Origin of the sequence: Nostoc sp. (genome assembly GCF_035638895.1) — a bacterium.
In the GTDB taxonomy this organism is placed as follows: Bacteria; Cyanobacteriota; Cyanobacteriia; order Cyanobacteriales; family Nostocaceae; genus Nostoc.
Genome location: NZ_DASQZC010000454.1, coordinates 1 through 12,689 on the forward strand (window position 1 = coordinate 1; position 12,689 = coordinate 12,689).

General features: G+C 39.4%; 10 protein-coding genes. 7 read left to right on the forward strand and 3 right to left on the reverse strand.

Annotation, left to right across the window (positions count from 1 at the left end):
* Positions 1 to 319: 319 nt before the first annotated feature.
* Complete coding sequence (locus VE944_RS22965) at positions 320 to 2,374, forward strand: DNA adenine methylase (protein WP_324982386.1); 2,055 nt, start codon at positions 320 to 322, stop codon at positions 2,372 to 2,374.
* A gap of 34 nt (positions 2,375 to 2,408) precedes the next feature.
* Here the strand turns inward: VE944_RS22965 and VE944_RS22970 are convergent, their stop codons facing one another.
* Both VE944_RS22970 and VE944_RS22975 read right to left on the reverse strand, forming a co-directional pair.
* A complete protein-coding gene (locus tag VE944_RS22970; RefSeq protein ID WP_324982388.1) occupies positions 2,409 to 2,900 on the reverse strand; it encodes an ABC transporter substrate-binding protein in 492 nt (163 codons plus the stop codon).
* Between the two features lie 336 nt (positions 2,901 to 3,236).
* Positions 3,237 to 3,719 carry a tetratricopeptide repeat protein gene (locus VE944_RS22975; RefSeq protein WP_324982392.1) on the reverse strand — a complete coding sequence of 161 codons (483 nt, stop codon included), beginning with the start codon at positions 3,717 to 3,719 and terminating at the stop codon, positions 3,237 to 3,239.
* A gap of 224 nt (positions 3,720 to 3,943) precedes the next feature.
* Between VE944_RS22975 and upp the strand changes: the two genes are divergently transcribed.
* From upp to VE944_RS22990, 3 genes are all read left to right on the forward strand, one after another.
* The gene (upp, locus tag VE944_RS22980; RefSeq protein WP_414690156.1) at positions 3,944 to 4,396 is read left to right on the forward strand and encodes a uracil phosphoribosyltransferase; all 453 of its coding nucleotides are present in this window, start codon (positions 3,944 to 3,946) and stop codon (positions 4,394 to 4,396) included.
* A gap of 58 nt (positions 4,397 to 4,454) precedes the next feature.
* A complete protein-coding gene (locus VE944_RS22985) occupies positions 4,455 to 5,024 on the forward strand; it encodes a Uma2 family endonuclease (RefSeq protein ID WP_324982395.1) in 570 nt (189 codons plus the stop codon).
* Between the two features lie 121 nt (positions 5,025 to 5,145).
* Positions 5,146 to 7,029 (forward strand): aspartate kinase, encoded by a 1,884-nt coding sequence (locus tag VE944_RS22990; RefSeq protein WP_324982399.1) that lies wholly within the window; start codon positions 5,146 to 5,148, stop codon positions 7,027 to 7,029.
* A gap of 21 nt (positions 7,030 to 7,050) precedes the next feature.
* On the opposite strand, the gene VE944_RS22995 is transcribed toward VE944_RS22990, so the two are convergent.
* The gene (locus VE944_RS22995) at positions 7,051 to 7,896 is read right to left on the reverse strand and encodes a hypothetical protein (protein WP_324982402.1); all 846 of its coding nucleotides are present in this window, start codon (positions 7,894 to 7,896) and stop codon (positions 7,051 to 7,053) included.
* Positions 7,897 to 8,291: 395 nt separating this feature from the next.
* Here VE944_RS22995 and VE944_RS23000 point away from each other — a divergent pair, with 395 nt between their 5' ends.
* From VE944_RS23000 to VE944_RS23010, 3 genes are all read left to right on the forward strand, one after another.
* Positions 8,292 to 10,352, forward strand: a complete 2,061-nt coding sequence (locus VE944_RS23000) for a tetratricopeptide repeat protein (RefSeq protein ID WP_324982404.1) — start codon at positions 8,292 to 8,294, stop codon at positions 10,350 to 10,352.
* 85 nt (positions 10,353 to 10,437) lie between these two features.
* On the forward strand, positions 10,438 to 11,418 hold the full coding sequence (locus VE944_RS23005) for a magnesium transporter CorA family protein (protein WP_324982409.1): 981 nt from the start codon (positions 10,438 to 10,440) through the stop codon (positions 11,416 to 11,418).
* A 109-nt stretch (positions 11,419 to 11,527) separates the two neighbouring features.
* Positions 11,528 to 12,689: acyl-CoA synthetase (locus tag VE944_RS23010; protein ID WP_324982412.1), on the forward strand; the 1,162-nt coding region annotated here is incomplete at its 3' end.

Sequence of the window (12,689 nt, forward strand, 5' to 3'; positions counted from 1 at the left end):
TGGATACACCTTCTTTGAAGTATCCTACCTTTGCAATTATGCTTGGCTAACCATCTTTAGATTTACTTTATAAACAGCCTCTCATTCTGTAGATTAAAATTTGACTGTATAAAACAATATGGAAAATATTTTTAATGCTTAATCTAATTATCAGTTAAAACTCAAAGCCGTTCAAAGTATTAATAACATTTCTTCGATTCGATGTTAGCTAAATATATATTCCTTAAGAATACTGGTAATGCAAATTTCAAAGGGACTCATTTGAGTTTAACTAAACAACTTAGTGTTAAACTAGAGGGTTACATAAAATAGCAAACTTATGAGTAAACTGATAGCATTCGGTTGGTATGGAGGGAAATATAGCCATCTTGACTGGCTTTTACCACTCTTGTCAAAAACTACTCACTACTGTGAGCCTTTTGGAGGTTCAGCAGCAGTTTTGATAAACAAAGAACCATCACCTGTAGAAACTTACAATGATCTTGATGGCGAACTAGTTAACTTTTTTCGTGTATTACGTGATGAGAAAAATGAACTCATCAGAGCTATTACTTTCACTCCTTTCTCAAGGCGTGAGTTTGAACTTGCCATTTCTCAACCCACAAAAGAGTTATCTAATTTAGAGAGAGCTAGACGATTTTTTGTCAGAGCTAGACAAGTAAGAACAGGATTAGCTCAGACAGCAAGCTCCGGTCGATGGGCACATTGTTTGTTGACAAGTCGTGCAGGTATGGCTGGGGCTGTCTCAAGATGGTTAGGGAGTATAGATGACCTTTCTAAAATAGTTCAAAGATTTCAGCGAGTTCAACTAGAAAACTGCCCAGCAATTGAAGTTATTCAAAGATATGACAGCGAAGAAACACTCTTTTACTGTGACCCTCCTTATCCACATGATTCCCGTGGAGATAGTAATGCTTATGGATATGAGATGACAGATGAAGAACATCATAAACTAGCTTATGTCCTTCACAATGTCAATGCTAAAGTTGCTATCTCAGGATACGACTGTACCCTAATGGAGGAACTATATGGTGACTGGCGACGTATTCCAGCACCGTCAAAGTACTGTCACTCTGTAAAAAAGTTACGTACAGAAGTCCTCTGGACAAACTATAACTTGGAATATCAACCTGTACAAATATCTCAAAGTAAGCCCAAAAAGTCTAAAACAGCTATTATGCCAACGCCTCCAGAGATTCTTAACTCAGCCTTTGATAGAGCATCCGAATACATTAGAAGGGGTGATTCAATGATGATTGCTCCAGAAATTATTGATAGAGTTGAATTTGTATGTAGACACCCTCAAAACAAGTCTGGTATAAGGCTTTTATTAGCTTGCTTATTAGCGAAAGTTGATCAACCCCATCTAGATATTCGTAAGCCATTTACTGAAATTGGCACAAAAGATTCTTACTCTGGTCGTTTTTATGATGAATCATATATAGCATTTTTTATTAACGAACGTAACTTACAAGATGTATGCAACCCAACAACTGCTTTTCTAACACCTGCACTTCGTACTAAAGCAATACCTTTAAGTTTAGATGCTAAGTTGATAGGAAAACCTGCAATATTATACCAGACTGTGATTCAGCTATTTGATGATGTTTATACAGAGCGTGTAGCAACAGAAGACCTTCTTGTAGAAACTATAAAATGGCTTTTGATTATCAAAAAAGAGAAAAATCAACGAATTCAAAGTCTTATTGCTAATTTAAACACTCTTGATGCTCAGGCAATTCCTCTTTCTGCTGAAGCAATTGTAAAACTTATTAGACAGCATTTGGATTGTCCACGAGCAAGTCGTTTGCCAGTGCTTATTGTAGCTGCTGCTTATCAATCAGCCTCAGAAAATTTAGGAGAACGATGTTTACCGCTTGAAAGTCACAATGCGGCTGATAAACAAACTGGTTCTTTAGGTGATATTGAAATCAGACTCATAAATGGTAACAATTTAGTAACCAGCTACGAGATGAAAATGAAGCGTATTACCATAAATGACATCAACAATGCCCTTCAAAAAATTATACGAAGAGTAGAACAAACTGGATATAAAATTGATAATTACATATTTATAACTACTGAAACTATAGATAAAGATGTAGAAGACTATGCTGCTAATCTCTATGAAAAGACAGGAGGCGTAGAGATTGTAGTACTTGATTGTCTGGGTTTTTTACGGCATTTTTTGCATTTGTTTCATCGTTTACGGATGCAATTTGTGGAGGAATATCAAAAGCTTGTGCTTGCAGAACCCGACAGTGCAGTTAGCCAACCTTTAAAGGAGGCTTTTTTAGCATTACGTCAAGCTGTTGAGACTGTTGAAGTGGAAATCAACTTAGATATCGAGACTGAATTGGATACTCTACTTTGAGAAATATCTAAAAATCTGGAGAATAGCAAGCGGCTTATTTCTTGTAATAACCTACTCCTTTCGTCACAAATTGCAAGGTGTATGCTTCCTTGTAGTTAACGTTAGATTTAGAAATCTTAGTATCAACCATGCTGTCAAAGAGTGATTTCCACCTTGCATCACTCATCGCCCCAATACCTTGTTTTTTTGCTGCATCAGAAAAGATAATTCCATATTGGTTTAGCTTTTGAATGCTATAGACAAGTTGCTCATCCGTCATTTCTGGATTATCTTTTTTAATTAATTGATTCCCTGGTTGGGAATTTTCTAGGTAGCTATACCAACCTTTAATTGAGGCATCAACAAATCGCTGTACTAATTCGGGATTTTTTTCTACTAGTTCTTTTTTTGTTTCAATAGTAGTTGCATAGGGTTGATAACCATAATCTGCTAATAAAAATACCACTGGCTGAAAACCGCCCTGCTTCTCAATAGCAAAGGGTTCAGATGTAATATAACCCATGAAGAAATCTACCGCATCCCCCATCAACAATTGAGTACCACTGGGAACCTAGGGGCCACCCATTTTGATGGTAACATCTAAACCATAGTCTTTGTAAATACCAGTGGCGTAGGCGTAGCCCGTCGTAGACATCGCCTGGTAAAATCCACCGTGTTCTGCTTGTGCTATCCAATTTGTGCCAAATGTAACTTTATCAAACTGAGAATTGCTAGTTGATGGTTGGTTGCTGTTACTATAACCAGCAATGAAGCTACTACCAATTTAGATAGAACCGTATTGAATAAAATTGCGGCGACTAAGGCGATGAATTGCTGTTGATAAGGGTGATGACGGATTCATAAAACAGGATGATATTCTCTTCTATTTGCCGTTGTAACTGAATCTAAATGTACATTCTAGAATTAACTTTTGATTCACTAGCGAATACGGCTGAATTTCTAAAGCAGCTTTAAAAGCTTTGATGGCTTCACTATACTCTCCTAGTGCTGCATAACACAAACCCATACCGTGAAGCGCCCCAAAATGTATTGGATTTATCTGCACGACTATCTGACAATCTGCCAGAGATTTTTGATAATCTCCAATACTGTAATATAGAAAAGCTCGACGATTCCAAGCTTCTGCAAAATCTGGCTGGTCTTTGATTAGTGCTGTCAGCGCTGTTTCGGCTTCAGTAATTTCACCTGCATCAAGTAACTTTTGACTGCGATCAATTATTTCCAGCCCATAAATTCCCTTTTGCTGAAACCAAATCCGCCAGATTTTTCTGGTTGCTTTTTCGCGGACTGTGGCATCTGGGTTTTTCAACTCTTCAAGTAAGGAATTGATAGGTAAAGAATCCATGAATTTAAAATCAGTGAATATACGTTTGTATTAACTTTCTCACAAAATATATCTATTAAATGATTTTTAAAGCCATCTTTAAATTTGCAGTATTTTATTGCTAATTATGAATTTTCTGTGTTATTTATTCTATTCAGCATACGACTAATACCACACTCGATATTTAGAGTTATAAAAATAAAAACTGACTACAAGTAGTTGACAAATACTTAGTGACTAAGTTTATGATGAATGCACTCATGCTTGCTCGTGAGAAAAAGTTGGTGTTAGTTTGTGTGATGCGGGCAGGACAAAGAATTTTGGATGGTATGCTGGAGTTGATGCCATCAGCACGAGTGGGGCATATTGGTTTATCCCGTGACCCGAAAACCCTAATTGCTGTTGAGTATTATTTTAAAGTTCCTCATGATGTTGACCAGCGAGATATGCTCGTGGTAGATCCAATGCTGGCCACTGGGAATTCGGCTGTAGCAGATGTAGAACGGCTGAAATCAACTAATCCCTTATCAATTAAGTTTGTCTGCTTACTCGCTGCACCCAAAGGTATCAAGCATTTTTGTGAAATACATCCAGATATGCCATTGTATATTGCCGCCATTGATGAGCATTTGGATGAACATGGCTATATTATTCCTGGGTTGGGAGATGCAGGCGATCGCTTATTTGGTACAAAATAAATAAATTACTAACTTCACCCTAGAAATCAGTATCGTTTCAACCTTAAAGTTTCAAAATATGATAGCCTCGCCCCAAGAAAACTACCTTACCCCTGAAGAGTACCTCCAAATAGAGGAAGAAAACCCTGTCAAACATGAATACATCGACGGCTATATCTACGCAATGGCTGGAGCGCTTGACGCACACGTTACCATTGCTGGGAACCTGTTTGCTCTCCTCCGTAATCATGTGCGTGGCTCTGGTTGTCGTGTTTACATCGCTGACATGAAAGCCAGAATTGAATCTCTAAATCGCTTTTATTATCCCGATGTTATGGTTACTTGCGACCAAAGAGATCAAGAAACGCCAGCTTATAAAAGATTTCCCTGTTTAATTGTCGAAGTTTTATCTAATTCTACCGAAGCCTTTGACCGGGGCGACAAATTTGCCGATTATCAAATGCTGGAAAGTCTGCAAGAGTATGTTTTAATTAATACAAAACGTCAGCGAGTCGAGTGTTTTCGACGCAATGAGCAGAGGCTTTGGGTTTTACAATCTTACACACTAGAAGATAAATCATTTCGACTCAACAGCGTAGATTTTGAGGAAACAATAGCAGCACTTTACGAAGATGTAGTTTTTGAATAATCAACTTATTGGGTATGCTACACAATTTTTCGGTAAACTAAATATCTATTAATATTTTCAAAGCTTCCTAACCCGGCGGAGGCATTGAGCAAAACAGACACAAGGGAATTGCATAAAAGTTATGGCGCTCATAGTTCAGAAATACGGTGGTACATCTGTCGGTTCAGTCGAACGTATTCAAGCTGTTGCACAACGCGTTTACAAAACCGTTAAAGCTGGAAACTCGCTTGTAGTAGTGGTTTCGGCAATGGGCAAAACCACCGATGGACTCGTCAAACTAGCTAATGAAATTTCTTCAAATCCTAACCGTCGGGAAATGGATATGCTGCTTTCCACTGGGGAACAAGTCACCATCGCCTTACTTAGTATGGCTTTGCAGGAACTCGGACAACCAGCAATTTCCATGACTGGCGCTCAAGTAGGAATTGTTACCGAAGCCGAACACAGCCGCGCTCGGATTTTACATATTGAAACTACTCGCCTAACTCGCCACATAAATGCAGGTAAAGTAGTTGTAGTAGCAGGCTTTCAAGGCACATCCAACGCCGGAGAAATGGAAATTACAACTTTGGGGCGTGGTGGTTCTGACACTTCGGCGGTGGCGATCGCAGCCGCATTACAAGCAAATTTTTGTGAAATTTATACAGACGTACCAGGGATTTTAACTACAGACCCCCGTTTAGTTGCCGAAGCCCAGTTGATGGATGACATCACCTGCGATGAAATGTTGGAACTAGCTAGCTTGGGGGCAAAAGTGCTGCATCCTCGCGCTGTGGAAATTGCTCGTAACTATGGTGTTCCCCTAGTAGTTAGGTCTAGCTGGACGGATGCGCCCGGTACTTGGGTAACATCAGCCAAACCCCAAGGGCGATCGCTAATCAATCTAGAAATTGCCCGTCCGGTGGATGCTGTAGAATTTGACACTGACCAAGCAAAGGTGGCTTTGTTGCGCGTACCCGATAAACCAGGCGTAGCAGCTAGGTTATTTGGCGAAATTTCTCGGCAGAAAGTAGACGTAGATTTAATTATTCAGTCAGTTCATGAAGGTAATAGTAATGACATTGCCTTTACTGTCACCACACCAATATTAAAACGGGCAGAAGCAGTAGCAGCAGCGATCGCCCCATCACTGAGGAGTCAATCTAACCCCAAATCTGACGAAGCCGAGGTAATGGTAGAACATAACATTGCCAAAGTCAGTATCGCAGGCGCGGGAATGATTGGACGTCCTGGTGTCGCTGCAAAGATGTTCGCCACCTTGGCAGAAGCAGGCGTGAACATCCAGATGATTTCCACCAGCGAAGTGAAAGTAAGTTGTGTAGTCGATGCCACCGAATGCGATCGCGCCGTCAACGCACTCCGCAGCGCCTTTGAGATAGAGATAGGGGGGCAGGGAGCAGGGGGAGCAGGGGGAGCAGGGGAGGCAGGGGGAGCAGGGGAAAATAAATTAATTTTTTTATCCTCCCCACTCCCCACTCCCCACTCCCCACTCCCCACTTCTCCCGTTCGTGGTGTCGCTCTCGATTTGAATCAAGCGCGTCTTGCTATTCGCCAATTACCAGATCGGCCGGGGATGGCGGCGAAGCTGTTTGGACTGTTAGCGCAACATAATATCAGCGTTGATATGATTATCCAATCTCAACGCTGTCGGGTGATTGATGGTATTCCCAGACGAGATATTGCCTTTACAGTGTCGCGGATGGATGGGGAAAGTGCAAAAGAAATGCTTACCCAAGTAGCAGCAGAATTAGGATGGGGTGAAGTTGTTTTAGATAGTGCGATCGCTAAGGTGAGTATTGTAGGTGCAGGTATGGTGGGACAACCAGGTGTAGCCGCTAAAATGTTTGAAGCACTAGCCGAACACCAAATTAATATTCAAATGATTGCTACCTCAGAAATAAAAATTAGCTGTGTCGTGGCACAAGAGCAAGGTGTTAAAGCTTTGCAAGTCATTCATGCTGCTTTTGGACTAGCTGGTAGTGAGAAATTTGTCGTGCCAGCGTAGAACTAAATTTTTAATTGCTGATTATCTATTTCTGAAATCCCATTTTTCCATCATGGCTACCATTTCCGAAAGCCGACGTTCACCACACCAAACTAAATCAAGTTTTTTGAGTTGATCAAGGCTGATACCACCCTCTTCCTCAGCAATGCGGTGATATTCTTTATCTCCCATTGCTGCTAATAAATGTCCAAAGATAATAATTTCATCGAACTGAGGATTTGTCTCTGGATCGTTCAAGATTAGCATTGCTCGTTCTTGAGAGAGTCCTTGGAGAGTATTAGCAATAAATCTTGTGGGAAAGTCAGCATCCTTAAGTTGAGGATGACGCGACACTAATCCAGCCAATAGCACTCCTAAATAAGCCGCAGCTTGGGAATTATTCAGTACCTGCATCTGTTGGATAGCAATCTCAGTCAAATTGCTAAAAAATGCACACCCTAACTGCTGTTCGATGGTAGTAACTGGATCTGGGACTAATGAGGTTTCTAACTGTGCCTCAAATGATCCTTGATGCTCCTGTGGTACTTGGGTAAGTAAGATTTTCTTGGCGCGATCGCTTACAATCATCATGCCATCAAGTCCAAAGCTAAAGTCTTTGCCCGGTTTCAAACCTTTACTCACTAATATTTGAAAGACCTTACTTTGAGCTTTTTCCTCCATCTGTTCATATTGGGCTTGTCCAAGGAAAATTTGACAAAACCAACTGTGGCAGTCAGAATCACATTCGAGCATTACCTCGTTAACAATCAAATCAGTTAACTTTTCCGATCCCAGAATGCTTTGCCATTCTACAATCAAGCTCTTAATGGCAGCTATATCACGGCAATTCAGCGCCTTGAGCAATTGACGCTTCGCAGTAGCTCTCACGTCTTTTTTCCGCCCAAATATGTTGATTTTCAACCTTCTATATGGGGTTATGAATAATTCAAACTTCTATTTTTTACTCCATTGGAGCATTAGGTGTCATGAGTGGGATTGCTGAAAAATCAAGATCAAAATATCCCCGCTACCTACTTACCTCCTTTACCAGATGTCGTTTAATGTACAAACTTTACTCAAGTCTGGTAATATGTAACCGTATTAAGTTTTTAACAATTTTTTAATAAAAACCATATTAGTAGTAATATACCACGTTAGCTAATAATTAATACTTTTACCTGCCAGAATGGCATTAATTTTTTTAATAAGTATTTTTTTAATAAAATTACCAGTAAAAACACGTAAAGTATAATAATAGAATTTATAAAACTATATTTACATTGATGAATATTCATTTACTAAATGGACATTATCGAATACTAAAAGTTCTCAATGATAATGAAAAGGGAAAAACCTATCTAGTTGAAGATGTTAATCTTGCTGACAGCAAATTTATAGTAAAGCAGTTACATTCTCCTAATAGCAGTCCTCAAAGTTTAACAATTCTACGCCGCTTATTTGACAGCAAGGCAGCAAATTTACAAAAGTTAGGGCAAGAACACGATAAAATTCAAAAGTTCATTACTTCTTTTGAAGAAAATGAAGAATTATATGTAGTCCAAGAATTCATAGATGGTAATCCTTTAACTAACGAAATTATCCAGGGGCAACCTTTGAATGAAGACCAAGCAATTAGTTTTTTATCAGATATATTAGAGATTTTGGTGATTGTACATAGCTATGGCGTGATTCATCGGGATATTAACCCAGCTAATATCATTCGCCGTGAATCAGACAAAAAGTTAGTTTTGGTTAATTTTAGCACTGTTAATGAAGCCATCACTAATACCGTTGACAATCTTGAATATATGCCTATAGAACAAGTTAATGGCAATCCCAAATACAATAGCGATATATATGCTTTGGGTATGGTTGCGATCGCAGCACTTTTAGGTTTATCTAAAAACGAAATATCTAATTTGCGAACTCAGAAAAATCGACTGACAGGTGAAATAGTTTGGCAGAACAAAAATATAAAAGTTAATAAAAAATTAGCAAAAGTTATTAATAAAATGGTGCGTTTTAACTATCGTAAGCGCTACCAGTATGCCACCGAAGTTTTAGACGACCTGAAAAAGATAACAAATGTTGATCGCGATCAGCAAAAACAGCATCATAAAAAATTATTAGTAGTTCTGGCTGGGGTAGCTGGGTGTATCACACTTGGCGTTGGAGCGTGGCAATTGAGGTTGCTAAAACCTCTAACAAATGCTCAACAGACATTATACCAAGAGGGAGTAAATAAATATGAGGCAGGAAACTATGAAGGAGCAGTTGAAGATTTTAATCAGGCGATTGAATTAGATCCAAAAAACGCTCTACCGTATAATAAGCGAGGTGATGCTTATTATCGATTAGGAGACTACGAGCAAGCACAAGCAGATTCTAGCCAAGCTATTTCGCTCAATCCTCAAGATGCTAATGCCTATTTTGACCGAGGCTTTGCTTTGTCTGAATTAGGCAAGTACAAAGAAGCGATCGCAGACTATACCCAAGCGATTAAGTTAAATTCTAAGGATGCTTATGCTTACTATGGCCGCGGATTAGCCCGTACTCAACTGAAGGATAATAAAGGGGCTATTGGAGATTTTAGCAAAGCGATCGCTCTCAAGCCTCAGTATACCGAAGCCTACTTGCAGCGAGGGATTCTTCGCCGTCGTCTCAGGCAAAGACTTGAAGCAATCCAAGATTTTAATACAGTAATTAAGATTAATCCTAGCGATGCCAAAGCTTATTATCAAAGGGGTTTAACTCAATCTATTAATAAGCAAAAATATGCAGCGTTGAAAGATTATACAGACGCAATTAACATCAATCCTAAATACATCGAAGCTTATCTTAATCGTGGGGATATTTACAGCGATCTGGGAGAGAACCTCGAAGCTACTGAAGATTACAACGCTATTTTACAGATTGATCCTAAATTTACTGCGGCTTACATCCATAGAGGTATTCACCGCTTTTCTTTCGGAGATTATAAAGGCGCTATTGAAGATTATACCGAAGCGCTGAAACTAGATTCTAATAATTTAGCAGCTTATAACAACCGTGGTAACGCCTATCTCGAATTGGGAAATAAAAAAGCTGCAAATCAAGATTATTCACAAGCGATCGCAATTAATCCTAACAATGCCTTAGCCTACTATAACCGGGGCGTGATTCGCACTAAGCAGAAAAATAAGCAGGGAGCGATCGCAGATTTCAGAAAATCTGCAAAACTATTCCAGCAGCAAGGAGAAAAAAATAGTTATCAAGATGCACAAAGAGAAATTGCAATTATACAAAATAAGTCAGCATCAGTGAAAGCTACCCGCCCTAAATCTGGGAAAAGAGAAAAAAATTGAGCTATGACTCAATACAGTAATACCATTTTAAAAGTTATCAGTTATCAGTCATAGTATTTTCTCACGACTCAACTAGGATGACTATATGCTAACTCTTATCACTTTTCATCCAGACAACCTGGAGTTATTCAACAGTAACCATGTTGATACAGTACTGAAACAAATTGATAGTTCTTGCAATATTTGGTTGCGCTGTATTCACTTCCGCGATCGCACTGGAACAGCCAAAATTATTAAGCACTTTGGTCTTAATCCATCGCGTGTTAATATGATTTTCAACCATTCCCCTGTAGGAATTGATGAAGACGTAGAAGATTGTTTATTTGACAGCTATGAAATATTAACTCCTCAAATAAAAAATCACGAGTTTGAAGTTGCTCGTGGCAATATTGTGCTGGGGAATAATTTTATTATCACCTTTGAAATCACTGAATTAAAAGTTTTAAGTATTTTAGCTAATAATCTGCAAAAACGAACTAAAGATATTGAAACGTTAGGAATTGACTATGTTTTTTATCTCATTTTTAAAGAGATTTTGAATAATTACCATACTGTATTTGACTATATTTCTAGAAAACTTGATGATTTAGAAGATGAAGTTTTAGATAATTCTGGTGATGAATTAACATACCAAAAAATTGCCACGATGAGGCAATCGACTCGTTCAGGACGCCGTAATTTTCAAAGCATCAAGTCACTGATGGCTATTATGGATTACGAAGATTTCCATTGGATCGCTCAACCAGTAAAGGAACTATTCAATCAAGAATTAGTTCATCATGTTGATAAACTTTGGCAAGAATATCAAGCTTTGAGAGCCTGGATGTCAGAATTAATGGAAATTCAACGTGATAATATTGCTAGCAAAACTGGTGAACGAATTAATCGTTTGACTATCCTATCAAGCGTATTTTTACCAATCACTTTCCTGTCTGGTTTCTATGGCATGAACTTCAAATATATGCCGGAATTAGAGCAACCTTGGGCTTATCCTGCTGTGATCTGCGTTATGGCATTAATTGTGATTGGTAGTATTGCTTATGCTAAAAAACAACGTTGGTTGTAATATATTTCAGGTTACAGACATTGGTAAAATAGCAAAATTTACATCTCGTTTAGCATTACTATATGCTTTCTGTAAGTAGACTGAATCAACCCTAAATCGGTAAATAAACGTGAATATCCCATTGATTATTCGTGCTGAAGAACACAACGAGAAAACAGCAATTGCTACAACGGATGGAGTATTTACCTATCGAGATTTGCTACACACTTCCAGTCAAATAGCAACAGGTCTTCTTAATAATACAGAAGATTTACAGGAGCAGCGAGTTGCCTTTCTCATCCCACCTGGGTTTGAGTATGTAGCCACCCAATGGGGGATTTGGCGGGCTGGTGGCATAGCTGTACCTCTGTGTATTTCGCACCCGCGACCAGAATTAGAGTATGTAATTACCAATTCTGGAGCATCGATCATTATTGCTCATCCTAATTTTGAGGGTATACTGCGTTCGTGCAGCGTCTCCGCAGGAGAATCGCTCGCTGAAGAACACAATTTGCGATTTATCCTCACCTCAGAAACGCTCCCATCTGATATTGCTTTGCTCCCAGAGGTAGATATTACTAGACGCGCCTTAATTCTCTACACTAGCGGTACGACAGGTAAACCCAAAGGTGTAGTTACAACCCATCAAAATATTCAAGCGCAAGTGACTAGCTTAACTACCGCTTGGGAATGGACATCGGATGATTGCATTTTACATATCCTGCCACTACATCATATTCATGGGATTGTTAACGTCCTGACTTGTGCTTTATGGGCTGGGGCAGAGTGTCAGATGTTGAGCTTTGATGCCGAAACCGTTTGGAACCGAATTTGTGACGGTGACTTAACCCTATTTATGGCAGTACCAACAATTTATGTAAAACTAATTGCTGCTTGGGAAGCTGCCTCTAAGGAACGCCAAAAAAGTATGTCAGAAGGCTGTGCTAAGATGCGCCTGATGGTTTCTGGCTCGGCAGCGTTACCAGTTCAAGTTTTAGAAAAGTGGCAAACCATCAGTGGTCATTTTCTGCTAGAGCGCTATGGTATGACTGAAATTGGTATGGCACTATCAAACCCTTTACACGGTGAACGGTTGGCTGGATATGTAGGAAACCCACTACCTGAAGTTGAAGTGAGATTAGTAGATGAGAACGGCGAGTTAGTCGCAGCCGGAACACCAGGAGAAATCCAAGTTAAAGGCCCCGGAGTGTTTATAGAATATTGGCAAAACCCCCAAGCAACCGCCAAAGCCTTCCAAGATGGCTGGTTCCGTACTGGAGATACCGCCGTAG

Bases quoted from the DNA above. Each gene is read 5' to 3' on its own strand.
- VE944_RS22975 (WP_324982392.1), bottom strand. From the start codon at position 3,719: ATGGATTCTTTACCTATCAATTCCTTACTTGAAGAGTTGAAAAACCCA.
- upp (WP_414690156.1), top strand. From the start codon at position 3,944: ATGATGAATGCACTCATGCTTGCTCGTGAGAAAAAGTTGGTGTTAGTT.
- VE944_RS22965 (WP_324982386.1), top strand. From the start codon at position 320: ATGAGTAAACTGATAGCATTCGGTTGGTATGGAGGGAAATATAGCCAT.
- VE944_RS23005 (WP_324982409.1), top strand. From the start codon at position 10,438: ATGCTAACTCTTATCACTTTTCATCCAGACAACCTGGAGTTATTCAAC.
- VE944_RS22990 (WP_324982399.1), top strand. From the start codon at position 5,146: ATGGCGCTCATAGTTCAGAAATACGGTGGTACATCTGTCGGTTCAGTC.
- VE944_RS23000 (WP_324982404.1), top strand. From the start codon at position 8,292: ATGAATATTCATTTACTAAATGGACATTATCGAATACTAAAAGTTCTC.
- VE944_RS22985 (WP_324982395.1), top strand. From the start codon at position 4,455: ATGATAGCCTCGCCCCAAGAAAACTACCTTACCCCTGAAGAGTACCTC.
- VE944_RS22970 (WP_324982388.1), bottom strand. From the start codon at position 2,900: ATGGGGGATGCGGTAGATTTCTTCATGGGTTATATTACATCTGAACCC.